The organism is Cohnella hashimotonis, assembly GCF_030014955.1.
In the GTDB taxonomy this organism is placed as follows: domain Bacteria; phylum Bacillota; class Bacilli; order Paenibacillales; family Paenibacillaceae; genus Cohnella; species Cohnella hashimotonis.
Genome location: NZ_JAGRPV010000001.1, coordinates 4,794,360 through 4,819,434 on the forward strand (window position 1 = coordinate 4,794,360; position 25,075 = coordinate 4,819,434).

Consider the following 25,075-nt stretch of genomic DNA (forward strand, 5'->3'; position numbering starts at 1 on the left):
GCGCGGCGCTCCGCCGAACTTGGGGCTTGATTAAGCACGAGGGTCACCCGCCGGTCGCTTGTAAACTTTCGGCCATGGCCGATAGACACAGTAGCTGGTCGGCGTCTCCCGCAGAAACACCTGCAGGCAAACGGCATGATTCGGCCGCTCGTCCAGATAGCGCTGCACGAGCTCGCAGATCGTTTTCGCCACGACCTCGGTCGTCGGAAAGCGGTTCGGGTCCTGCGCGCTGAAGCTGTCCGTATCGTCATTCAGCAGCGTATGATCGAAACGCGCATGAATAAGCGTCTTGATGTCCGAAAAGTTGACGAGAAACCCCGTTTCGTCCAGCATGTCTCCGGCGACGGTGACGTTGACGAAATACGTGTGACCGTGCACTTGACTGCATTTGCCGGCTGCCTCCGCAGGCACGAAATGGGCTGCGGCAAGTTGTAAATCCTTATTGAGCTCGTAGCGGTAAGGATGCGGGGCGACCGGATAAATTTGCTGCAGCATCAGCGTATGCCCTCCTTGGCGGCTTCGCCGAGATAGGCGGCGAGTCCGTTCGCGCGGAGCTTGCAAGCCGGGCACTCGCCGCAGCCTGCGGCGGGAATGCCGTTGTAACAAGTCAACGTGCGGTCTCTGACGAATTCGAACGCGCCTAGCCGGTCGGACAGCGCCCAGGTCTGTGCTTTGTTCAGCCACATCAGCGGGGTATCGATCACGAACGGATAATCCATCGCCAGATTCAGCGTCACGTTGAGCGATTTAATGAACACATCGCGGCAGTCGGGGTAGCCGCTAAAATCCGTTTCGCATACGCCGGTCACGATATGCTTGGCGCCGACCTGCTTGGCCAGCACAGCCGCAAAGCTAAGGAATAGCAAATTGCGCCCGTCCACGAAAGTCGTAGGCAGCGCCCCCTCCTCCTGCTTGATCTCGATGTCGCTGCGGGTCAGCGCGTTCGGCGTTAATTGCCCGAGCAGCGACATATCCAGCAGATGATGGCGCACGCCAAGCTCTGCCGCGATTGCGGCGGCGATCTCCGTTTCCAGCGTATGCCGCTGGCCGTACTTAAAGGTGACGGTCTCCACCTCGGCGAAGTTCTCCTTCGCCCAGAACAGACAGGTCGTGCTGTCCTGGCCGCCGCTGAATACGACGACCGCTTTTTCCCGTTTCATCGCTGCACGCTCCTAGTCGGGCATCAGGAGAGAGGCTTTTGAATTCCCGCAACCAAAGAAACGGCGCGAAGCGGGCCTATAGCCGCTTCGCGCCGAACGTCAAAAACGACAGCGCCCATGCGGGCCGCCGCTTTTTCATAGTTTTTTATAGAGGGAGTTCGCGAACCTCTCCCGGCGCTGCCGGCCGTCCGATTAGAACGGCCTCGCCCGGATTTATTCTTTAGTTGTACGGTAGGTAATATACCACACTCGGCCAAACTACCGCCAGCAACTTCGAGGCGGTTTTTACATGTAAAATACTGGGATCCAGAGACGAGACTATGCTTTTATTCACTTCATCCCACTATCCCATCCGCTCAGCGATGCACTTCAATCGAGCGCGTCGTCCCACTATCCCATCGGTTCAGGTCGGCCGATCCCTTCAAACTGAACCGATGGGATAATGGTATGGCAAAATAAAAACGACTATGTAGTTTCGCATACGACAGTCCCATTTAAGATTCGGATAGTTGCAGGAGCTCGCTAACCGTTACGAGCCGATAACCTTCTTCCGTCAATTCCTTGGTCAAAATTCGAACGGCTTCGACAGTCTGGGACCGGTCGCCGAATCCGTCGTGAAAGAGCAGGATACTTCCGCATCCCACCTGCTTGCGGGTGGCTTCGAGAATATGATCGACGCCTGGCGTGCCCCAGTCCTTAGCCTCTCCATTGAGCGCGCCGATGACCCGATAATGCAGCCGGTCCGTAATCGCGTGGACGTCCAGGTTATAATCGAGGTAAGGAGGACGCATAACGGTAGGACGGACGCCTGTTATTTTTGCGATCAATCTGTCCGTATCGAACAGCTCCCGCTCGCATTCGTCCAAACCGATTTGCGTCATATAAGGATGGGAATACGAATGGTTCCCGATCTCATGGCGCCTGGCATGAACCTCCATAACGGTCTCGGGATAAAGCGCCATCTGTTTACCCATCATGAAAAACGTAGCGCGCCCGGAAACGGTATCGAAAAGATCCAGCAATTGCGGCGTATGAATCGGATGCGGACCGTCGTCGAACGTAAAAGCAACCGCTTTTTGCAATGTGGGAACGCGGTTTATGATCTCCATCCCTTCATCTCCTCCTCTCCATCATTCCTATGACAGCCGGTCCGGCATGGACAGGCTTCCATCCCTCTGCCCATACCGGAACCGACGTCATAAGCAACTAGCAGGTACAGCCTTAGCTTCTCGCACTTACGGCGCCGACAGTTTCAATTCCCCGAAGGCGGACGTATTCGTCCAGTTCGTGGACTCGCCGGCCCATACCGTTTGGCTCTGCCGGCCGTTGCCGTCATCCTCGTCATTGTTCGCTACGTCGAAGCCGATGATCATCCCCGCGGATGGCGTGATGCCGAGCGAAGTCCACGGAATCGCCAGCTCCACGCTGTATCCGCCCGTTATCGTGGTCCAAGCGTGCTGCACGCCGCTCGTGAAGCTTCGCGCCTCGAACAGGGCGCTGTCGTTCCAGCCTTTGATAAATTGCCGGTCGTAGCTGTCATAGGTCGTACCCTTGTTATGGTCTCCGTCAATGTAAATCTCGACGGAATCGTCGGAGTAGGGCTCCGCCGAATTGTTGTACAGATTGGCGTCGAGGACGGAGATCCCGACGTACAAATAATTATCGTCCCACAATACCCCGAACTTCGTTGTGTTGTTAGAGGTTCCGCTCACGTTTTTGCCCACTTCTTTCGTGATCGCCCATGCCGTTTCACCGAGCGAGCCGTCGATCTGAATGGCTGCATTCGTTTTGGCAACGGAGAGCAGCGTGTAGGACGCATCCATCGTGACGTTGACCGTGTTGCTCGCCGCCGATACGTTGTCTTCCGCATCCTTCGCTTTCACGCTGAAGCTATAGCTGGTTCCCGGCGTCAGCCCGGTGACCGTATAGGTCGTCGAAGCGACAGATGCAACCAAACTGGCGCCGTTATAAACATTGTAGCCGGTCACGCCGACATTGTCCGTCGAAGCCGTCCAGGACAAGGTTGCCGTCCGGTCGGTGTGCGAAGGCGCAGTCAAATTCGCAGGCGCTGTCGGCGGTTGCGTATCTCCGATCGAGACGGAGGACAGCTGCAGGCTCCCGAAGGCGGACGTATTCGCCCAGTTGTCGTTCGTGCCTGCCCACATCAGCTGGCTCTCGCGGGCGGCGCCGGTGTCCGTGTCATTGTTCGCCACGTCGAAGCCGACGGTCAAGCCGGCGGTCGGCGTCAGGCCGAGCGAGCTCCATGGAATCGCAAGCTCCACGCTGTATCCGCCCGGAATCGGCGCCCATGCGTGCAGCACCCCGTTTGGCATCGTTCGCTGCAGCCAGAGCGCGCTGTCGTTCCAGCTCTTTACGTACTGCTGGTCATAGCTGTCATACGTCGTACCCTTATTGTTGTTGCTGTCGATATAAACCTCGACGGAGTCGTCGTAATAGGGCAGCGTAGAGGTATTGTACAGATTGCCGTCGATGACTTTGACGCCCACATACAAATAATTGTTGTCCCACAATGTACTGAATTGGGCCGTATTGTTCGGCGTGCCGACGATCGCTTTCTTGATTTGCTTGAACGCGGACGCCGACCAGCCTGCTTCGTCAAGCGTTCCGTTCACGGTTATGGCGGCGATCGTCTTCTTCGCCTGATACAGATACGGATCGGTCGTGACATTTAGCGCGGCGCTCGCTGCGGACACGTTGCCTGCCGCATCCTTCGCTTTCACGCTGAACGTATAGGCGGTATTCGCCGTAAGGCCGGTCGCGGAATACGCGTTGGACGCGGCGGTTCCGATCAAAGTCGAACCCTGATACACCTCATACTGGGTGACGCCGATATTGTCCGTGGATGCGTCCCAAGCCAGGTCTGCCGTCGTCTCGCTCTTTGACGCCAAGCGCAAATTACCGGGAGCCGTCGGCGGCGCAAAATCGCGGTCGTGAATGACTTTCACGTCATCGAATTCAACGCTTGTTTTGAAGGCGTACAGACCGATTTTACCGGAAATAAGGCTCGTATCCGTAACCGACAATTCCTTGAATCCGTTCACGTATAAATCGAGCGTGCTATTGTTCAATACCGCCGTGAACGAGTATACGACGTTCGTCGTCATGATGTAATTTTTCGCGGTCAGAATCGTGATTATCCCGTTCACCGATTTCCCGATCTGCAGCTTGCCCGCCTTAACCCGGAAGTAATAAAAGTTGCCCGGATCCTGGTAGCGAGCCGTAATGCCGGCGGCCAGGTCGCTGTCGTTCTGCGTAAGTTTAATATTCGTTTCCACGCTGTAATTGGTGTACGCGCTTGCGTCGACCGTGCTGAACGAATCGACCGTCGGCCAGGAGGATTGCCTGTAAACCTTGGATCCCCCCGACGTTACGACGGACCAGATCCCGTTCACGGAGGTCCAGCCGTCCGCAACCCCATCCTGAAAATCGTCGCTGAAGGCGAGCGAGCCCGGGCCTGCCGCGGTCGTCGCAGCAAGCGTATTGCTGGCGGCAGACGTGCTGCCTGCGGCGTCGAATGAACGAACCGTCACCGAATACGAGCGGTCCGGCAGCAAATTGGTGAGCGCATAGGTCGTCCCCGAGGTAGCGGCCACCTGCTTGGAACCGACGTAAAGGTTGTAGCCGACGACGCCGGACAGATTGGACGGCGGACTCCAGCTCAGGCTGAGACTCGTGAGTGTTGCCGATGTCTTCGTCAGATTCGTCGGCGATGCCGGCGGAGACGCCGTCGTCACGCTCAGCGCATTGCTCGCGGCCGAGAGATTGCCCGCGCCGTCTTTGGCGCGCACCGTAAATGAATACGTCGTGTTAGGCGTTAAGCCGCTTACGGTGTAGCCGGTGCTCGAAGGCGTCGTGGTGGCTCCGACGTATGTGCCTCCGTTGTAAATGTTGTATCCCGCCACGCCGGTATTGTCCGTCGAAGCTGTCCAGGACAGGTTGACGGTCGCCGACGTATGCGACGGAGACGTCAGGTTCGCAGGCGTAGTCGGCGGCTCCGTATCGGTCCCTTCGCTCATCAGGGTGTCGCCGTAATAAACCCCGTTGCCGTTCGTTCCGATATAAACGCGTCCCCAGGTTTGGCGGTCGCCTTCCATCGTATTGGCTTCGTCGCCGATCGCGGGGTCGAGTACGTCGATCTTCGCCCAGGTGGCGCCGAAGTCGTCGGAGCGGAATATACCGACGGTATTGTCCACCTTGCCATAGACAAAGACGGTAGGATCCGGAGAGCCGAGCTTGTTTTTGCCGAATGCGAACAGCGTTGCCTGCTGCACGTTCGGCAGCTGCGTCCACGTATCGCCGGCATTGCCGGAGCGCCAGAGACCTCCCCCATCCAGGCTGGCCCACAATTCGCCGGCCTTGCCCGGTGCTGCCTTGATGCTGAAATACGCTGGCGTCTTGCTCAGCGATACCGGTATCGTGGAAGCGAGCGACCAGGAGGCCCCTCCGTTCGTGCTGCGGAACAATTTCCACGTCCCTCGTTCCAATAGATAGAACGTGTTGTTATTGACCCGGTCGGACGCGAGCGGTTGGTACCAGACCCAGAAATCGTGTACGGTTCCGGATGGCGCGCCTGTTCCAGGCGTCCACGATAGCCCCCGATCCGTTGAATATAAGGGACTGCCGAATTGAGGTACCCAGACCATCGTCTCGCTGCCGGCCGATACGGCGATACGGCCCGCGATGCCCGGCGGATTCGGGAACGCCGTCCAGGTCGCCCCGTTGTTGGTGCTGTAGCCGCCGCCTCCCGAGCTGGCATAGCGCGTGGATCCTACCCGGGCGATAAAGTTCGGATTGCTCTCTTGAAAATCGATGGAAGTCGTATCGCCCATCGACGGTCCGCCGAATTTGGTGCTCGGATACGTCGCAAGCGACGTATGGCGCATGCCGTCGACATCCGCATGTCCGCTCAGCAGCGGCGCGCCGATCGGCGTGCTGCGCAGGGCGAACGTCACCACTTCCTCGTGGCCTTCTTCATACGTATACCAGTGGGACGGCGTTGCCGTTATATCGTCCGTACGCCAGGTGCCGTAAAAGTCGGTCAGCCACACCCGCTTCGGGTCATGGGGATCGATGGTCAGGGTAGACGTATTGGCCGCGAACCAGTTATTCGTCCACCAAGGAACGTTTTGATGCTTGACGAAGGTGACCTGCGTCCAGTTCGTGCCGCCGTTCGTCGACCGGTAGATCGGCGCCGGCGTGTTCGAGCCGTCCTCAATGGCTGTCATCACGATGTTCGAGTTGGTAGGGTCTACCGTAATGCCGTTGTATCTCCCTGTCGACGGGGGCGTAATATCGGTCCATACGCCGCCTGCATACTTGGCGACGCCCGACTCGTAAGTTACGTACAGGGTGCCTCCGCCGGCAAGAACAGCCCGACGAGGCGTCAACGGGCTTCCGGCCATCAGCGTCCAGGACGCTCCCCCGTCCGTGCTTCGATAAATGCCGGTGCCTTTGACCCCGACATAGATCGTTTGCGATGGATTGCCCGGAGACCCCGTGCTCTTGTCGAACATGACAAAGTTGAGTCCGGTCGGATCGGCGCCCATGGTCGGGAAGCTCGTTACCTGCTGCCAGGAGCCGCTGCTCGCGCCGGACGTGCTCTTCCAGAGCCCGTCGTACCGGGTTCCCATATAAATAATTTGACCGTCGTTCGGATCCACGGCAAGCCGCTCGCCCAAATCCCGGCCCGACCCGTTGCCATAATGCCTGGGAGTGAAGCCGGTCGGCGTCCAGGTGGCCCCCCGATCCGTCGACTTCAGTATATCGGCCGGCGCGCCGACATAGTTGTACTTGCCCGCCGCGATGTACACCACTTCCGGGTTCGACGGATCAAGCGCAATGCTGTCAACGCCGTAATAGTTGTATTTCTCGCGTGGAACCGCATTCAAAAGCGGGATCCACTTCTGATTGGCCGGGTCCCAGCGCAAGGCGCCGCCGACGTCGGTGCGAATATAGACGAGATCCGGCTCCGTCGGATGAATGGCGATCCCGGTTACGAAGCCGCCTCCGCCGATGCGCACGTTTTGCCAATTGTAAGCTTCCGGTTGAGCGGCATTGAGGGATTTAACATTGAACAGGAGCATACCGATCAGAAAAAGGAGCATCAAAACAACGCGCGATTTCCATCTTTTCGATAATTCCAAGCCGATCATCCCTATTCCCTCCCATAATGGATATCCACATGCCCGACTTACAGTTTTCGTCCCCCCTTTGCTTAATCTACTTTTTAAACTGGGCATCAGCGGATGCGGCAGCCTGCGTCGTCCAAGAGACTTCGGCAGACTGCCGCATTGCGTTATTTATGAACCGTCGCGTACCAGGCGTTGATTTCGTCGTAGCTCGTTTGGCCGCCGGCCTTTTTGTATTTGTCCGTGAAGGCGTCGAATCCAGCCAATTGCTCGGCGCCGACGATCACTTTGACGGCATAATCGTTGACCATCTGTCCCAGCTGCGCGTCCTCCTTGGAGTAATCCGGCAAATAAGGCGCCAATCCGAGCGGATTTTTCTTGAACGCTTCCGGCTTCTGCTGCTTGTTCAGCGCTTCCCAGCCCTTGTAGAGCCGCTCGTCCTTGCGAACGCGGGCCTGCCAATAGATCGGATAGTTTTTCTCGTCGATGCCTGTCAGGTAGTTGCTGGCCGAGCCGCGCTCGTCGTTGAAGATCGGCAGAATCGGGTAATAATTTCCGTCCTTGAACGTATGGTGCGTGCCCTCCAGGCCGATGGCCATGTTTTTGAACGTATCCGGATCCAGCTTGGCGTCGATCCATTTGATCGCGTCTTCCGGATGCTTGGAGGACTTCGGAACAAAGGTGATTCGGTCGAAGCCGGACGATTGAGCAAGACCTGTCTGGCCGTCCTTGCCCGCCAGCGCGGGAATGTACACATACGCGGCATCCGGGAAGTTTTTCTTAAGCGCATCGTCGATCTGCGGGATGTCGGCCCAGTGCAGCACGATCACCCCGGCCTTGCCGTTCGTGAACTTCTCCTTCACCGTCGCGTCCTTGTTGATCGCGAACTCTTGATCGAGCAGGCCTTTCTTATACAGATCGGACATGTAGGACAGATAGTCCTTGAACGAAGGATTCATCGCGCGGGGAATCAGCTTGCCATCCACGTCGTTCCAATCGTTCACCATGCCGAAGGCGCCGACGATGTTGTCGACCATCGGAACGTCGCCCTTGATGGCCATCGGGATGTTTTTGGCTCCGTTGCCGCCGGGATCCTTTTCCTTGAACGCCTGAAGGACGGCCGTCAGCTCGTCGAGCGTCGTCGGCACCTGCAGACCCAGCTTATCCAGCCAATCCTTGCGGATCATCAGGCTCGTGCCGACGGATTCGATGGACCGCGTGGGAATGGCGTAGATTTTACCGTCGACCTTGGCCATTTCCAGCGTCTCTGCGGACAACGCCGCCTTGATGTTTTTGCCGTATTTCTCGATGAGCGGCGTAAGATCGACCAGCGCGCCTTTTTTGGCATAATCGGCATAGATCGCTTTGGAGCTGCTGTCTCCGCCCGTCGAGACGATGTCGTAAGGCTCGGAGGACGCGATCAGCAGATTGAGTTTGTCCTCCGGCTTATCCACCGGAAGCGCTTCGTAATTGACTTTGTAGCCGGTTTTCTCTTCCAGCATGGCGGCGATCGGATCTTTTTCGAAGTTGGGGCCGAGACGCATAAGCGCTTTCAATTCAGGCTTGGCGGCTTCACTGGCAGGCGGGGACTGGGTGGACGGCGCCGAGGCGCTTTTCTCTGCGTTTCCCGTTCCCTCGCCATTCGATCCGCAAGCGGAAAGCAGCATGAGACTGACCGCCGCAGGGAGCGCAATCCATTTCTTCATCGTTTTCATCATCTTTTTCTTAAAACCTCCCATGTATCGTTTACGATTTATCATTAAGCGGCGGTGTTTTCCGCCGGCGTTAATGCAGCATCAACCTTTGACGGAGCCGATCAATACGCCCTTGATAAAATATTTCTGGAGGAACGGATACACGAGAAGAATGGGAACGGTAGAGGCGACTACGGTGGCGGCCCGGATGCTTTCAGGCGACATATTCATCAGGTCATCCGCCGATTTATTGATCGCGTTTGCCGTATCGTTCTCCATGACGACGTCGCGCAGATGCAATTGAAGCGTTTTGAGCGCCGGATCGTTGATGTAGAGCATCGGACTGAAGTAGTCGTTCCAGAAGCCGACGGCATAGAACAAGGCGATCGTCGCGAGAACGGGCATGCTGAGCGGCAAAATGATGCGGAACAGAATCGTATAGGACCTCGCTCCGTCGATCCGCGCCGATTCCTCAAGCGCTTCGGGAAGCCCCTCGTAATAACTCTTGATCACCAGCATGTTAAACACGCTGATCATCGCCGGTAAAATAAGCGACCATAAACTGTTGATCAGATGCAGCTCGCGGATCAGCAGATAATTGGGAATGAGTCCGCCGTTAAACAGCATCGTGAAGACGAACATCACCATGATGAAGGAAATGCCGGGCAAATGCCGCTTGGACAGCGGATAGGCCGTGATCGCCGTCACCAGGATGCTGAGCAGGGTCCCCACCGACGTCACGATGACCGAGATGATAAAAGCCCGGCTGAATGCGTGGGAGGTAATGACGTTCACCAGCGTATCGATCTGGAAGCCGACCGGCAGCAGGTTTACGCGGCCCGATACGAGCGCCCAGTCCGAGCTTACGGATTTGGAAAACACATGAACGATGGGCAGCAGCGTAACGAGTCCCAAGACGATCATGAAGCCGTAGACGAAAATGTCCAGCGCCCAATCGCTAAACGTTCTTTTATGAATGTGCATGTCAGCTCTCCCTTACCAGATTCCGCGCTTCAGCACCCGCTTGCTGAACCAGTTGCCCGAGACGACGAGTATGAACCCGACGACCGAATTGAAGAGCCCGACCGCGGTGCTGAAGCTGTAATCCATCTTTCCGAGGCCCGTCCGATAGACATAGGTGCCGATGACGTCGCCGGATTCGTAGACGGTAGGGTTATACATCGTCAGGATCTGCTCCGTGCCCGCATCCAGCACGATGCCGAGTCTCAGAATGAGCATCAGAATGATCGTCGGCAATAGGCCGGGAAGCGAGATGTGCCACATCTGCCGCAGGCGGCTGGCGCCGTCGATCGAGGCCGCTTCGTACTGCTCCTGCTCGATGCCGGCGAGCGCGGCGATGAAGATGATCGCGTTCCATCCGATCTCCTTCCAGCCCGCCGTGAACACGACGACGCTTCGAAACACGCTGTTGTCCATAAAAAACTTGATCGGTTCGCCGCCGAACCATTGGATGACGGAATTGACGAGACCGTCGGAAGGAGACAGGATGGTCATGAATAGACCGGAGATGATGACCCAGGACAAAAAGTGGGGCATGTAAATGATCGTTTGGACGGTCCGCTTGAACGCCGTGAAGCGAATCTCGTTCAGCAGCAGCGCGATGAGGATCGGGATCGGGAACAACAGCACGATCTTGTAGATGCTGATGAGCAGCGTATTCGCGAACACTTGCATGAATTCCGAAGAATGCATGAGTTTGCGGAACTGCGTAAGCCCCACCCATTCGCTTGCCGAGATCCCGTCGAAAATGTTGTAATCCTGAAAAGCGATTACGACGCCGTACATGGGGATATATTTGAAGAGGAGCAGTAACAGCAGCCCGGGTACCAGCAGCAAATACGTATCGATGTTGCGCCATACCGTTCGCCGTCTGCTTTCGCGCTTTCGCAAAACGGCGGTTCGTTCTGCTTTCTTTTTCAACGGGGTAATCATTTCGTTCATATCATGGTAGCACCTCCTGCACTTATGGCTTCATTGTAGCTGCAGGAGGATGCGTCATGTAGATGGCAATCCGACACTTTCACGTCGTATCCTACTATGTTAGCCGCTCCACCGCCGCCTTCAGACGAATGGTCACGACCGTACCTTCGCCCGGACGGGAACGGACCGCTAGTCCGTATTCATAGCCGGCCATCAGCTTGATCCGCTCGTTCACGTTGTAAAGCCCGTACGAGCTGCCGCCTCCTTCGGAGCGCTCGGAGGGACGCGATTCGGACAATAGACTGGCGGCCAGCCGCTCCTCCATGCCAATGCCGTCATCCGAGACGGCAATCTCGAGCTCGTCGCCGTTCAGCTGCGCGCAAATGCGGATCGTCCCGGTTTTTCCCTTGTTTTTGCGGATGCCGTGCAGGAGCGCATTTTCGACGATCGGCTGCAGCGTCAGCTTCGGGATCAGACATGCGCTTGCCTCGGGCTCCGTTTCAATCGCGAATTCGAACGTGGAAGGAAACCGATTTTGCTGGATTTCCAGATAGACGCTTGCAAGCTCCAGCTCGTCCGCCACGCAGACATGATCCTTTCCTTTGTTCAGGCTGAGACGGAAATAGTCGGACAGACTTTCGATCATATGGCTGATATCATCGGCATCGCGGGAAATGGCAAGCCAGTTGATCGTATCCAGCGTGTTGTAGAGGAAGTGCGGATTGATCTGCGCCTGCAGCGCGCGAAGCTCGGCTTCCCGCTCCAGCATTTTCGATCGATAGGCTTCCTCCATCAGATCCTTGACCCGATGCACGAGGTGATCGACGACCCGCTCCAGCAGATAAAAGTCGCCTCCCGTGACCGTACGCGGCTCTTCCAGCCCTTCGACGCCTTCCGTGCGGATCGTCTTGACGACCGACTTGATGCGCCGGTTCATTCCGTTGATCACGAATGCCAGCAGCACGAACACGAGAATCAGGAACATGACGGTCATGCCGGCGATCGTCGCGATGCCGGACCACTGGCTAAGCGCGGTCGTACGGTGCGTCAGGCCGGTCTTGGGCACCTCCAGCACGAGCCGCCAGTCCGCGGTTCTGATCGGCACGAGCAGCTCGAACAAGTCGACGCCGCCGACGGACCGCTCGAGGATGCCTTCATCGGACGCGCCCGCGAGCGCAGACCTTGTGCCGATCAAGGCGTGCTCCGCGCTGTATATGATCGTTCCGCTGCGATCCATGATATAGACGCGGCTGTGCGCCGGAAAATCCAGCTCGGCAATAATGTCGGCGACCGCCTTCTCGGGCACGTCGAGCATCAGCACGCCAAGCGTCCGATCGAAATTCCGCGGATGTCTCAGCATCCGCACACAGGAAAGAATCCGCGCCGGCCCCGCGTCCAGATAGTTTTCCTCATAAATGCCCGTCCAGACGACGCTGCCTCCCGCGTTCAGGACTTCTTCGCGCCAAGGATTATCTTTTAAATCTTCCAGCGGAAAAAGATTCAATAAATCGAAGCCGTACAGATTTTCCGGATCGGTAAAAATACGCGCCCTGACGATGTCGGGCGCCGTCTGGGCCGATTCGAGCAGATTGCGCAGCTCCTTCGATTGATTGATGCGCTCGATGATCGGATAAGCGGGGTCCAAACTGTCATACAGCTTATGGTTCATGAATAAGGAATTGGATGAATTTTGCACGTAGTCGAGCCGCGAGCTCAGGTTAATGCCGGCCTGCTTCAGCGTCTGCTTCATTGTCTGAGTCACCTCCTCCTGCAAAATGCGGGAGGACTGTTCATAATAGACGAACAGCATGATGCAGGCCGGCAGAAAAATCAGAAGCCCGTAGGCGAGCATCCACCTTCTGGCCGCCACGATGCCTTCCCACAGCTCGAACGCGCGGCTTCTTCTTTTTCGCAGGACGCTTCTCACCGGCTCAACTCCTTTTAGCATGAAACCCTGTCCCTCTCTATTGCTGATCCCGGTAAGCGCTTAGCGTAAGCCCGGTCATTTTTTTGAACAGCTTGCCGAAATAGCTCGGGTCGGAATAGCCGACCTGCTCGCACACTTCGTAGAACTTGATGCGGGGATCGCGCAGCAGCTCCTTCGCTTTCTCGATACGGACCTTCATCAAGTATTCGTAAATCGTCTCCCCGGTTTCCTGCTTGAATAAGAGGCTGACATACGTCTGGCTGAGGTAGACGCTGGCCGCAATATCCGCAATCGATAAATTTTTGGCGTAATTTTCGCTTATAAACTTCTGCGTATGCTCGATGACGTTGCTCGACCGTCCGCTCCGCTTCTCCTGAATCCAGCTGCAAATGCCGAATAGGTAGTCGCTTACGAAGCGCTTCAGCTCGGCCTTCGTCTCCAGCTTCAGCAGCCCATCCAGCGCCCGAGCCTCCTGCTCTTCCATTTCGCGGGTAAGCAGGTTCAGTTCAAGCAGCAGCCTGCCGGCGAGCGCGATCATTTGCAGTCCTGCATGCCGGACGTACTTGAAGCCTTCCTTGCGGGTCGGCGCCAGCGCCTCGAAGATGCTGTCCAGCTCCAGCTCCAGTCGGTGCTTCTCTCCCGACTTCAGGCCGGACAGCAGCCGCTCGCTCTGACGGGAATCGAACCGGATCGGACCTGCCGATCCGATCTCCAGACTGTCCATCGTGATCACCTGATTTTTGCCCATATACCACTTCTGGTCCGCCGCCTCGCGGGCATGCAGGTAGGAAGCCGGCAGCAAGCCGATATGCTCGGCGCGCTCGCCGACGCCGATGGTCACGCTCAACTTCAGCCAGCGCTGCAGATGGTCGCGGATCTCCTTTGCGAGGGAGAGCAGCGTATCCTCCGGATGCTGCAGCCTGTCGTCGAGCACCAGCAGCGCCACATACTCGGCCACTCTGTTCTCGAAAGCATACCCGGGCAAATACCGGTCGATCAGCTCTTGAACAATGTTCAAAAGCGAGTATGACAGCAGCTGCTTGTCCCGCTCCGAACGGCCGCCGTACACTTCCTCGGAATCGTCGATCGTAATGGCAAGCGCAAGGTACGGCGTCTCGAGCGGCAGTGCCAGATTAAGAAACGACGCTCTTTCCTGCAGTTCGTCCGTATTGGCGATGCCATCCTGAATCAAAGACATCAGAAACTTTTCTCGAAGCAGCGGCATGCTCTGACTCAGCTTGACCTGCATGTCCTTGAGCAGCTGCCGCTCCTTGTCTTTGGCACGCAGGTCCTCCACGACCCCTTCGATCACCTTCTGAAGCTCCGTCCGCTTGACCGGCTTGAATATATAGTCGGCAGCATGAATCTGCAAGGCCGAACGCAAATAATTGGCGTCATTGTGACCGCTGATGAAAACGATTTTCGTATTGGGGAACCGCTCCCGAACGTCCCTCGACATCCGGATGCCGTCCATGGTCGGCATCATGACGTCCGTCAGTACGATGTCGGGTCTCACCCGTTCAATCAATGCCAGCCCCGTATCGCCGTCGTCCGCCGTGCCGGCCAATGCGATCCCGTAGTCGCCCCAATTCACGAACTTGCCAAGCCCGCCCCTAACGGCCGGCTCATCGTCGATGATGACCAACTTATACATCAACCCAGCCTCCCTAGCCGAACATGATGGAGCGCATGATGGAGCGATATGAGGAAAAAATGCAAAAACGGGCCTCGCTGCTGCTCCGACGCGTGAACCCGTTTCTGCTTATTACGGACCAATTATAGGATCGAATCACTTGCGGGCGTTTTTCAAAAACACCACATTTTGTTGTTCCAACGCTTCGTGGAGATCATCCGCGCCGACATGCTCCAGCGCGATGCCTTGCTCCGACGCGATCGATGCTGCGACGCCGGCCGCCTGACCGAGCGCATAACAGGTCGCCTGGACCCGCATTGACGACATGGCCACATGCGTGGCCGATATCGAGCGTCCCGCTACGAGCAGGCCTCGGACGCCTTGCGGAAGCAGGCAGCGATACGGAATGTCGTACCCCTTCACCTCCCGCTCGTCTGTGCCTGCCTTGCCGTCCGGATTGTGAATGTCGATCTCGTAGTTGGTTTGCGCCACCACATCGTCGAATCTCCGGCTGGAGAGGATATCCTCCTCCGTCAGCGTGTAATGACCGACAATCTGATTCGTCTCCCTGACGCCGACTTGCCCCGGCACATGGGAAAGCACATAGTTCTCGAACCCGTTGCGCTGCAAAAAGTCGGCGACGGAAAAAGCCTGCCGCAAAGATTCCTTTTCCGCAAAGCTGACATCCTCGACTTTGGCTCCGTTCCCCTTCACCCGGGTCATGTTGACGAGCAGGTTGCCCGGCTCGCTTTGCTCCCAATGGAGCAGTCTGCCTTGCGGCAATTCGGATACGTGCTCATAATGATAACAGCCCTCCGGAAGCTGCCGTACGGCCGGCTGGCCGGTATTTTGCATCATGAACATCAGCGTCATGGGCTGGGTCATCCCGTCGGCTTCGCGTCCCGAGGTGTAATCGGCTCCCGCTTCGATCGCCACACGTCCGTCCCCCGTACAGTCGATGAACACGTCCGCTTCAAACGCCAGCAATCCTTCGCGCGAATTCGCGACAACCGCCTTGACCTGACCTTTATCGGTGACCGTTCCCGCGCAGCTGACGTGGAACAGCACCCGGACGCCTTCCTTTTCCAGCTTCTCGTTCAAGTAGTGCCGGAGACGGAACGGGCTGTACTGCGGCCAGATCGAACCTTTATGATCGTCCGGAACCGCTTGCTGCGGCAGCGCCTCGGAGACGATCTCGCGGTAGATGCCCGTCACGTTGCCGACGCCCATAAACACGCTTACATTTCCCAGGGTGCCCATCCCGCCCAGCTGTCCGGATTGTTCGAGCAGCGTCACTTTTTTTCCGCGCCTGGCCGCCGCGATCGCGGCAGCCACTCCCGCGGGACCCCCTCCTACGACCAGAATATCCGTTTTCTCATAGACAGCCACTTTTTTCTCGAACGTATAATGATTCATTCGGATAACCTCCCTGCGCTCCCGTAATATCCTTTATTATCAGATGTTTTGGTAATAGTCTACAGGGAGTATCCTACTATTTCAGGGCTGATGCTACTGAGATTCGTAAGCGATCAGCGGGAAAAACGGTATCCTTCGATTATGATACTACCATTTATTTGAAACGGATAATATACGCTTATTTGTCGTAACGATCGACGACTGTCCATGATTATCGATTACCATTGATGGCCGTCGATCACCTTCGATCACCTTCGATCAACGTCCATGACCATCGATCACCATCGATCAACGTCTATGACCATTGATGACCGTCGATGACCATCGATGACCATTGATGACCGTCGATGACCATCGATGACCATTGATGACCGTCGATGACCATCGATGACCATCGCAGACGCCTGCGCAGCCTGAACCGAAGGGATAATGGAACGGCCCGCAAAAAAAACAATCCCCCGGCTCCAAAAGAGCCGAGGGATGGTATAGGCCGTCGAGCGGGAAGTCGCCGGAACGATATTATACTTCTTCGATGCCGACCCAGGCGCCGCGCTCGATCGACAGATCGACCGCTTCGAGCACCTCTTGGCAGCGTACGCCGTCGAGGAAGGTCGGCGCGAAAGGCGAACCGGTCGCCATATGCTGCAGGAACTCGTACACGATGTGCACGAAGCCGTGCTCGTAGCCGATGATATGACCGGTCGGCCACCAGTTGCCCGCATATTTGTGCGACGGATCGGTCGCCAGAATCGTGCGGAATCCGGCCAGTTCGGGCTCGTCTTCGCGGAAGTAAACCTCGAGCTCGTTCAGACGCTCCAGATCCCAGCGCAGGGTACCCTTGCTGCCGTGAATTTCGAACGTATTGTGGTTTTTGCGGCCTGCCGCGAAGCGCGTGGCTATAAATACGCCCATCGCGCCGTTTTTGAAGTCGGCCAGAAAGCCGGTGGCGTCGTCTACGGTCACTTCGCCCATCTCGGACGTGCCCTTGCCGGACAAGCCGGACGTGGACGACGGGATCGGGCGCTGCTTCACGAACGTGCGGCTGTGGCCGACGACGCGGTCGAACTCGCCGATCAGGAAGCGGGCGAGGTCGATGCTGTGGGCGTTCAGGTCGCCGTGCGTACCGGAGCCGGCCACTTCCTTCTTGAGGCGCCATGCGAGCGGCGCTTCCGGATCGACCAGCCAGTCCTGCAGGTAGGTCGCGCGGTAGTGGTGGATCTCGCCGAGCTTGCCGCTCTCGATGATCTGCTTGGCCAGCTGTACGGCCGGCAGGAAACGGTAGTTGAAGCAGATGGCATGCTTGACGCCCGCTTTGTCGGCGGCGGCGAGCATTTCGCGCGCGTCGGCCAGGTTCAATGCCAGCGGCTTTTCGCAGAAGACGTGCTTGCCCGCTTCGATCGCGGCGAGCGCAATCTCCTTGTGCGCGTCGCTCGGCGCGTTGATGTCGATGAAGTCGATATCGTCGCGCGCAACCAGCTTGCGCCAGTCGGTCTCATAGCTCTCCCAGCCGAACTTGTCCGCCGCTTCCTTGACGCCCTGCTCGTCCCGTCCGCAGATCGCCTTCATGACGACCGGCGCTTCGAGATCGAAAAACATGCCGACGTCCTTGTATGCATGGCTGTGGGCTTTGCCCATGAACTTGTAGCCGACCATGCCGACGTTCAGCGTCTTTTTGTTTACGCCCACCACATTTCACCCGCGCTTTCCTTGAGAATAAGGCCGTTCAGGAAGCCCGCGGCTTTGGTGAAGCCTTCGTTAACGCTCATAATTCCGTCCTCGTGCTCGATGCTGATGACGCCGTCGTAGCCGACCAGTCGCAGCGTGCTGACGAGATTTTTCCAGAACTCGTCGTCATGCCCGTAGCCGACCGTGCGGAAAACGAACGAACGGTTCAGAATGTCGCCGTAGTGCTTCGTATCGAGCACGCCGTTGAGCGCGGTGTTGCGCGCGTCGATCTTCGTGTCTTTGGCGTGCACGTGGAAGATCGAATCGCTGAGCGCCTTCACGCACTCGATCGGATCCATGCCCTGCCAGAACAGGTGGGACGGATCGAAGTTGACGCCGATATTGTCGCCGGCTTCGCGGCGAAGCCGCAGCGCGGTCTCGGTATTGTACACGAGGAAGCCCGGGTGGGATTCGATCGCGACGCGCACGCCGTGCTTGCGGCAGAACGCGGATTGCTCTTTCCAGTAAGGAATCGCGATTTCGTTCCATTGCCACTCGAGCACGGTCAGGAAGTCCGGCGGCCAAGGGCAGGTAACCCAGGAAGGATATTTGGAATTCTCCGATTCGCCGGGGCAGCCGGAGAACGTGATGACGGTGTCGACGCCCAGTTTTTCCGCCAGTTGGACGGTTGCGACGAAGTCTTCATGATCGGACTTGGCAACGCTTGCATCGGGGTGCAGCGGATTGCCGTGCACGCTCAGCGCGCTGATCGTCATGCCGCGGGAATCGACCGCATTCTTGATGCGCGCGATCGCGGCTTCGTCATTCAACACTTCCCGCGCGTTAACGTGCGCGGTGCCGGGAAAACCGCCGCAGCCGAGTTCGACGGCTTCGAGACCGGCCGCTTTGGCCGTATCCAGCGCGGCTTCGAGGTCCTGCTGGCCGAACAATACGAGAAATACTCCCAATTTCACGAGCGCTTCACCCAACCTTTCATAATTAGAGGTCCATGTTGTCTTTGTTTATCCAGCAAACTTAGTTTACAGGAACGGTCGCCGGAAGTCATCTCCGTTTTGCGAGAAAACGGAGATGATTTCCGGCGACGCGGCAGAACTCGGTACTAAAGCGACAGCGCTTGACGTTAAAATAGCAGAGCTTCTTGTAAAAAAGGAATGCTTAAGCGAAGGAGATCGCTTGTCCCTTGTTCGCGGATTCGTAGATCGCTTCCAGAATCTGCTGCACCACGTAGCCTTGGCGGGCGGTGACGACCGGCGCTTGATCGTTCAGGATCGCATCGATCCAGGCGCGCGCCTCGCGCTCGGCGGAGTCGCTCGGCATCGACGGATCGAACTGGTTGCCGAGCAGAATCTCCTTCGTGTAAAGCTGGCCGTGCTCCTCGCCGTTGACGCGCAGGCCGCCCTTCATGTCCGCGCCGGCCTTGGAGCCGTGCAGCGTCACTTTGGCCTCGTCCACGTCGAGCGTATTGAGCGCCCAGCTCGATTCGACCCACACGGTCGCGCCGTTTTTCATCGTGATCATCGCGAACGCCGAATCCTCGACGGTGAACGCCTCCGGATTCCAGTTGCCCCAGGCGTTGGCCGGGCTGCCTTGCTCGGCCAGCTTGCGGTAGGTCGTCCCGAGCACGGTCCGGGGCTCGTAGTTGTCCATCATCCACAGCGCCAGATCGAGCGCGTGTGTGCCGATGTCGATCAGCGGGCCTCCGCCCTGCTTCTCCAGATCGAGGAATACGCCCCACGTCGGCACCGCGCGGCGACGAATCGCATGCGCCTTGGCGAGATAGACCTCGCCGAGCTCGCCGCCGCGGCAGGCGGCGTACAGCCAGCGGCTGTCGGCACGATACCGGTTCTGATAGGCGATGCTCAGCTTGCGCCCGGTACGCTCGGACACTTCAAGCATGCGCTGGGCGTCGGCGGACGTCTTGGCCATCGGCTTTTCGCAGAGCACGTGCTTGCCCGCTTCCATCGCGGCGATCGAGATCTCGGCATGCGTATCGTTCGGCGTGCACACGTGCACGACGTGGACGTCCGGATCGTGAAGCAGCGCCTGTACGTTGTCGTAGACGCGCGCGTCGGGCGTGCCGAACTTGTTCTTGGCGTCGTGCGCCCGCTCTTGGGATACGTCGAAAAACGCGGTTATTTTAGCTTCGGGAATCTTGGCGAGCGACGGCAGATGCTTGCCGAAGGCGATGCCTCCGCAGCCGATCATGCCCACATGCACTTGACTCAAAAGGTTGTCCTCCTTGAATGTTCGCGCTGATAGAACTACAATTCAAGTATATCATTCATCTACCGGATTCCCATGTGCAATGGTGCGCGGTCGTTATGCGATTTTGGTCAGGGAGGCCACCCGGCATGCAGGCAAGACAGGAGAAAATCGAATACGAGAATCCGTTGCTCTCGATCAAGGTTTGGCAGGCGACGCGTCAGACGGATCTGCTCTACGGCTGGCATCACCACCCGGAATGCGAGCTGCTGCTCGTGCAGAGCGGCCGTCTCGACGTCGAAGTCAACGGCGAGACGCATGTCATGCGGGAAGGGGACGTCGTCGTGCTCGGCAGCTCGCAGCTGCACCGCGACCGGAGCTACGGAGACGCCCAGGTGCAGTATCTCGTGCTGCAGTTCGACCTCCAGGCCTTTTTTGACCAGAGCACGATCTCGTATCTGCAATATTTTAACGAGACCAAGATCCCCTTAAGCGCCATGAACTATCTGTTCAAGGAGAATGCAAGCGCGAGGCGCGAGGCGGCGGCCTGCATCGCGGAGATCTATGAGGAAGCCCGCCGCAAGGAAGCGGGCTACGAGCTCGCGGTCAATCTGCTGATCAAAAAAATACTGCTCGTCATGATCCGCCACGACAAAATGGGTCTGCTCGCGGGCCAGGACCGCGTCGAACGGATCCGGCTGAGGCCCGTGCTCGATTACGTGGAGTCCGGCATTACCGGACGCGTCACCGTCGAGGACGCCTGCCGGCTGGCGAACATGAGCTATTATTATTTCGTGAAGTTTTTTAAAAAGTCGATGGGCATCTCGTTCACCGAATACGTCAACTTCCGCAAGATCAAAACCGCCGAGCAGCTGCTGCTCACCCGCGATCTCAGCGTCAGCGAGGTCGGCGACCGCATCGGTATGCCGAACATGGCCCATTTCTACAAGATGTTCAAGCGGTTCAACCACTGCTCGCCCAAGGAATTCCAGCGCAAGATGCTGGCTTGGGGAAGGTAAAGCAAACAGGCGGGCCTCGTCGGCCCGCCGTTTTTTTAATCCTCTCCCTCGTATACGCGCATGCGCTTCTGCTTCGCGCCGCCCGGCGCGGACTTGCCGCCGCGAGCTCCCGCCTCCTTGGCGAGCCGTTTGCCCGCGCGCTGCTCTTTCTGCGCAAGACGCGCGAGCTCCCGCTCGGTCTTGCGGTAGTTCGCGTAGCGTGCCGGATCGAGCCCGCCGCCGCTCAGCGCATCCTGCACGGCGCAGCCCTGCTCGCCCTCGTGCCTGCAATCGCGGAACCGGCACGAAGCCGCCAGCGCTTCGATATCGGAGAACGTCGCCTGCCAGCCGTCCTCCGACTCCCATAGCTGAAGCTCCCGCATGCCCGGCGTGTCGAGCCATACGACGCCGGACGACAGCACGAAAAGTTCGCGGTGCGTCGTCGTATGACGTCCTCTGGCGTCGTCCTCGCGAATACCCTGCACCGCTTGCCGGCGTTCGCCCGCCAACCAGTTGAGCAGCGTGGACTTGCCTACGCCCGACGAGCCCGTCGCGCCCACCGTCGTGCCCGGCGTCAAATACGGAGCCAGCGCCTCCCGTCCTTGATCCAGCAGCGCGCTGACCGGGAAAATCGGCACCTCCGGCGCGATCGTCTTCGCTGCCCTGACATAAAGTTCCGGCTCCTCGCACAAATCTGCCTTGGTCAGCAGCAGCACCGGCTTCGCCCCCCCATCGCGTACGGCGATCAGATATCGCTCGATGCGGCGCAGATTCCAATCCCCGTTCAGCGAGACGACGATAAATACCGTATCTATATTGGCGCCGATGATCTGCTCGTCCGGTCGGCTGCCTGCCGCCCTGCGTACGATCGCCGTCCGTCTTGGCAGCAGCGCGTGAACGACCGCGCGCGAGTCCCCGACCGGCAGCTCGGCGGCCACCCAATCCCCGACCGCGGGATAATCTCCCGGTGTCGCCGCCGTAAAAGCATATTTGCCGGACACCTCGGCGAGCCGATCTCCCCAAGGCGTCGCGATGCGGTACTGATGGCTGAACTGCGCAACGATACGCGCCGGCGCAAGCTTTTTGCCCGTCGGCGGCAGCGCCGCATATTCCTTGTCCCGCTCCTCGTTCCAGCCGTAAATCTCCATCTCCGGCCAAGCAGTTTTTGTTTGTTCGTTCATTCGTCGGATAACCCCTTAAAAGTTTGTTTTTTCGGATAGGTACTTGTTATCGAATAGATACTTTTCGAATAGATACATCGTGAAAACGCAAAAAAGCCCCAGGTCCCCCTGCGGCCGTACGGAATCCCTCCCTTTAAGCGACAACACGACGACAATCGTCATGGTTATACAGCCATTCAGCCATAGACCGCTCAAGCGGGAAGTTTCCGCGCACGCAAAAAACCGCGGGGACCTGTCGGTCTCCGCGGCGCCGGCTGTTATGGCCGAAAAAGGCTTAGTCTCCCAAGCCGGCTCCGTTCGAGACCGATGCATACGCGACGGACGTCAGCACAATCAGCGCTACGTTGGACATATTACATCAGCCTCCTTTTCATAGATGTTTCATATTATAGCCATTGCGGTTACGAAATGTCAATCGGAAATCAAGCCTGGACGCCCGCCTTGGCCAGGGAAGCCCAGCCCTCGCGGTCTAGCTCCCGTTTGACAACCGTCATCCGCCCCTGACCGTACGCGCGCTCCGCCAGCACGGGATTCGGCGACGCTTCGAGCTCCGGCACGTCGTCGATGAAGCGGCTGTCCTGCCATCCGAGCGTCTCCCGGAAAATCGCCGGCACCTTGCTAAGGTAGACATTGTCGCGGTTGCGCCGGAACAGATCGGAGCTCGTCACCAGGTGGCCGCCGCCCTTGACGAAGGCGATCAACGCCTCCTCCAGCGCGTCGTCGTGCAAAATTTGCAGCGGCAGCAGCAGCGTGCGGTTGCCGGCGAGTGCTTTCGGTTCAAACAGAACGCTTACAGTCGACGTCTTGCTGTAGACGCTGCCGTTTACGGTCCGGTGAACGTATTTAAAGTAGTTATATGCCGATCGTAAAAGTACATGTTCGCTGGCGGAAATACAAAATCGCATCCGCGCCGTGCGCAACGGCCTGGTATGTCCATCTGCGCAGCTCGCCGGGCTTCGGCATCGCGAAGATAAAGTTCCCGCCGGGCGAGCCGCTCTGCTGCTCCATCACCCAGAACGGCCGTCGCTTCAGCCCCCATGTCATATCGTGTTGAACCGCCGGATTGAGCGGATCCGCCTTTTCGTCGAAATGAAGGTTCGGGTAATTGTCCCAGGACGCGCCCTGCGGCAATTGTCGAAGTAGCAACGAATCGTGTCCGTGCAGCCGAACTCGTTGTCGATCTGCCAGGCGACGACGCTTGGGTTTCCGCCGTATCGCTTGGCCATTCGCTCCACAATGCCGGCGCTCATCCGCCGGTATCCGCATGGTTGTAGCAATAATGACGGCGGTTGCCGAAGCCCCTCGCATGACCTTGATCGTCCCTCATATACAAGTCCGGATGCCGGTCCATGAGCCACTTGGGCGGCGTCGCAGTAGGCGTTCCCAGCACCGCTTGAATGCCGTGCGCTACCAGCAAGCCGATAATCTCGTCCAGCCACGACCAATCGTATTCGCCGGGACGCGGCTCCATTTTAGACCAGGCAAATTCCGCGATGCGCACGACATTGACGCCAGCTGCCTGCAGGAGCGCCGCATCGATCGGCCAACGCGCCTTCGGCTAATGCTACGGATAATAACAAACGCCATATAACATCGCGCACCCTCCCTCCGGTTTCTTCTATTATTATCCGCGCGCGGCGCGTCAGTGGACACCGGAGGAATCAGAGGAATTAGCCCGCCAAGTGATGCAGAATATTGCTGGCAAGTTAGAATCCATATTTTTACATGCGCAAAATCATCTATTGTTTTTCCGTCTCATCCCATTATCCCATTGCATCAGCCAGCCCGTTTACAGCGCTTCCTACCATTATCCCATCGAATCAGCTATCGCCATTTTCGCGCATCATGCCATTATCCCATTAACTCAGTTGCAGCATTTTCTCGCTTTATACCACTATCCCAACGAATCAGCAGTAACAAAGCGTCTGTAAATTTTTGTTTTTTTCATTGCGAAACCGGTTGATATAAGAACAAATGTTCTTTATAATAGTAAAAAAGATCCCGGGAGGCGTACATGCCAGTCGAAGCAGATACCTATGAGCAGTTTTGCCAACGGTTCTCGTCGGATGCGGCATGCGCGCATGCGCTGTTTGCGCTTCGCTGGCCCGAAGGATTCCGATGTCCCGCCTGCCAATGCACAAGCTTCTCGCTTATACGAACCCGGCGGCTGCCGCTGTATCAATGCGCTTCGTGCCGTCGTCAGACCTCCATCATTTCCGGCACCATCATGGAAGGTAGCCGTACGCCGCTGCCGCGTTGGTTCCAGGCGATGTTCCTTCTCTCGCAGCCGGGCGGCCTCAGCTCGCTTCGCTTATCCGGCATCCTAAAGGTCACGTATAAGACTGCATGGCATATCGCGCAAAAGATTAGATTCGCACTCCAGTCCGCAGAAGCTTCTGAGTTTATAGATGCCGACTTCAGGCTTGACGTTTTTTATTATGGAGCGCCATGTTATCAGGATGCCCAGCAGCCGGTGTTGGTCGGCGCTTCCTTAAACGAGCAAGCGCAGCCTGAACGCGTCGTGCTTCATCAGCCGGAGCCGATACATGTCAACCCGGTTAATAGGAGAGTCCTGTCATCCGGCTATCATGCCTTTGCTCGCAAACACGCCGAGCCCCACGCCGCTCCATCGAGCGACCGCTATGGCAAGCTGCATGCCGCTTTATTCCCGATTGCTAAAAATGTATGCAATTGGCTAAACGATACCTTCAATGGTATCGGCGCCAAGCATTTGCAAGCTTATTTGGACGAGTTTGCGTTTCGCTTGAACAAGCAGTTGCAAACCGCCCCTATATTACCCACCTTGATGCGTTGGTGTTCGGTTACGCGCGCAATCCAATACGACGAACTTACACGGCCAAAGCCAGTACTTGTCGTGCCTTGGATTTATTTTGGCAGCAGATCGCGATGGAAAGGTCATCATATGAGCAGGTGGGGAGCGTGAGCAATCAGGTTTTGACTTTTAAATGCTACATCCGCCTCGTATCTTCACTCGCACTAAGCTGAACCAATGGGATAATGGGATGAAATAGAAAAAGAGAGTATATGCCCCCCCCCCCTCCCCCTGACGATTTCGCTCATCCGGACC

The 25,075-nt window shown here is 57.5% G+C and carries 18 protein-coding genes, 2 pseudogenes and 1 riboswitch; of the genes and pseudogenes, 2 read left to right on the forward strand and 18 right to left on the reverse strand.

Going from position 1 to position 25,075, the window contains the following annotated elements:
- Nucleotides 1–30 precede the first annotated feature (30 nt).
- The 13 genes from queD to KB449_RS19410 form a co-directional block, all read right to left on the reverse strand.
- Complete coding sequence (queD, locus tag KB449_RS19350; protein WP_282909933.1) at nt 31–495, reverse strand: 6-carboxytetrahydropterin synthase QueD; 465 nt, start codon at nt 493–495, stop codon at nt 31–33.
- Nucleotides 495–1,160: a 7-cyano-7-deazaguanine synthase QueC gene (gene queC / locus KB449_RS19355; protein ID WP_282909934.1), complete on the reverse strand. Its 666-nt coding sequence runs from the start codon at nt 1,158–1,160 to the stop codon at nt 495–497. The genes queD and queC overlap by 1 nt, the downstream gene beginning before the upstream one ends.
- Nucleotides 1,161–1,291: 131 nt before the next feature.
- Nucleotides 1,292–1,335, reverse strand: a riboswitch (PreQ1 riboswitch).
- A gap of 319 nt (nt 1,336–1,654) precedes the next feature.
- Nucleotides 1,655–2,269 (reverse strand): polysaccharide deacetylase family protein, encoded by a 615-nt coding sequence (locus KB449_RS19360; RefSeq protein ID WP_282909935.1) that lies wholly within the window; start codon nt 2,267–2,269, stop codon nt 1,655–1,657.
- A gap of 126 nt (nt 2,270–2,395) precedes the next feature.
- Complete coding sequence (locus tag KB449_RS19365; RefSeq protein WP_282909936.1) at nt 2,396–7,333, reverse strand: sugar-binding protein; 4,938 nt, start codon at nt 7,331–7,333, stop codon at nt 2,396–2,398.
- A gap of 143 nt (nt 7,334–7,476) precedes the next feature.
- Nucleotides 7,477–9,027, reverse strand: coding sequence for an extracellular solute-binding protein (locus tag KB449_RS19370; RefSeq protein ID WP_282909937.1), 1,551 nt, complete (start codon nt 9,025–9,027; stop codon nt 7,477–7,479).
- A gap of 78 nt (nt 9,028–9,105) precedes the next feature.
- The gene (locus KB449_RS19375; protein WP_282909938.1) at nt 9,106–9,987 is read right to left on the reverse strand and encodes a carbohydrate ABC transporter permease; all 882 of its coding nucleotides are present in this window, start codon (nt 9,985–9,987) and stop codon (nt 9,106–9,108) included.
- 12 nt (nt 9,988–9,999) lie between these two features.
- Nucleotides 10,000–10,965, reverse strand: coding sequence for an ABC transporter permease (locus KB449_RS19380; protein WP_434082513.1), 966 nt, complete (start codon nt 10,963–10,965; stop codon nt 10,000–10,002).
- A gap of 94 nt (nt 10,966–11,059) precedes the next feature.
- Nucleotides 11,060–12,871: a cache domain-containing sensor histidine kinase gene (locus KB449_RS19385; protein ID WP_282909939.1), complete on the reverse strand. Its 1,812-nt coding sequence runs from the start codon at nt 12,869–12,871 to the stop codon at nt 11,060–11,062.
- 37 nt (nt 12,872–12,908) lie between these two features.
- On the reverse strand, nt 12,909–14,525 hold the full coding sequence (locus KB449_RS19390) for a response regulator (RefSeq protein WP_282909940.1): 1,617 nt from the start codon (nt 14,523–14,525) through the stop codon (nt 12,909–12,911).
- Between the two features lie 135 nt (nt 14,526–14,660).
- Entirely contained in the window at nt 14,661–15,920 is a 1,260-nt protein-coding gene (locus tag KB449_RS19395; protein ID WP_282909941.1) for an FAD-dependent oxidoreductase, read from the reverse strand.
- Nucleotides 15,921–16,439: 519 nt separating this feature from the next.
- Nucleotides 16,440–17,573 carry a Gfo/Idh/MocA family protein gene (locus KB449_RS19400; RefSeq protein ID WP_282912864.1) on the reverse strand — a complete coding sequence of 378 codons (1,134 nt, stop codon included), beginning with the start codon at nt 17,571–17,573 and terminating at the stop codon, nt 16,440–16,442.
- 23 nt (nt 17,574–17,596) lie between these two features.
- Nucleotides 17,597–18,559 (reverse strand): sugar phosphate isomerase/epimerase family protein, encoded by a 963-nt coding sequence (locus tag KB449_RS19405; protein WP_090113968.1) that lies wholly within the window; start codon nt 18,557–18,559, stop codon nt 17,597–17,599.
- 202 nt (nt 18,560–18,761) lie between these two features.
- Nucleotides 18,762–19,832 carry a Gfo/Idh/MocA family protein gene (locus KB449_RS19410; RefSeq protein ID WP_090113970.1) on the reverse strand — a complete coding sequence of 357 codons (1,071 nt, stop codon included), beginning with the start codon at nt 19,830–19,832 and terminating at the stop codon, nt 18,762–18,764.
- 125 nt (nt 19,833–19,957) lie between these two features.
- Between KB449_RS19410 and KB449_RS19415 the strand changes: the two genes are divergently transcribed.
- The gene (locus tag KB449_RS19415) at nt 19,958–20,827 is read left to right on the forward strand and encodes an AraC family transcriptional regulator (protein ID WP_282909942.1); all 870 of its coding nucleotides are present in this window, start codon (nt 19,958–19,960) and stop codon (nt 20,825–20,827) included.
- Between the two features lie 35 nt (nt 20,828–20,862).
- Here the strand turns inward: KB449_RS19415 and rsgA are convergent, their stop codons facing one another.
- The 5 genes and pseudogenes from rsgA to KB449_RS19435 all read right to left on the reverse strand — a co-directional run.
- Nucleotides 20,863–21,987 carry a ribosome small subunit-dependent GTPase A gene (gene rsgA / locus KB449_RS19420; RefSeq protein ID WP_282909943.1) on the reverse strand — a complete coding sequence of 375 codons (1,125 nt, stop codon included), beginning with the start codon at nt 21,985–21,987 and terminating at the stop codon, nt 20,863–20,865.
- A gap of 422 nt (nt 21,988–22,409) precedes the next feature.
- Nucleotides 22,410–22,892 carry a type 1 glutamine amidotransferase family protein gene (locus KB449_RS19425; RefSeq protein WP_282909944.1) on the reverse strand — a complete coding sequence of 161 codons (483 nt, stop codon included), beginning with the start codon at nt 22,890–22,892 and terminating at the stop codon, nt 22,410–22,412.
- Nucleotides 22,840–23,133: a beta-galactosidase gene (locus tag KB449_RS19430; RefSeq protein ID WP_282909945.1), complete on the reverse strand. Its 294-nt coding sequence runs from the start codon at nt 23,131–23,133 to the stop codon at nt 22,840–22,842. The genes KB449_RS19425 and KB449_RS19430 overlap by 53 nt, the downstream gene beginning before the upstream one ends.
- 32 nt (nt 23,134–23,165) lie before the next feature.
- Nucleotides 23,166–23,237: pseudogene (locus KB449_RS36560) on the reverse strand (hypothetical protein); the annotation flags it as partial.
- Nucleotides 23,234–23,530: pseudogene (locus KB449_RS19435) on the reverse strand (beta-galactosidase); the annotation flags it as partial. The pseudogenes KB449_RS36560 and KB449_RS19435, both read right to left, overlap by 4 nt.
- 471 nt (nt 23,531–24,001) lie before the next feature.
- On the opposite strand from KB449_RS19435, the gene KB449_RS19440 reads away from it, so the two are divergent.
- Nucleotides 24,002–24,931, forward strand: a complete 930-nt coding sequence (locus KB449_RS19440; RefSeq protein ID WP_282909946.1) for a transposase — start codon at nt 24,002–24,004, stop codon at nt 24,929–24,931.
- Nucleotides 24,932–25,075: the final 144 nt, after the last annotated feature.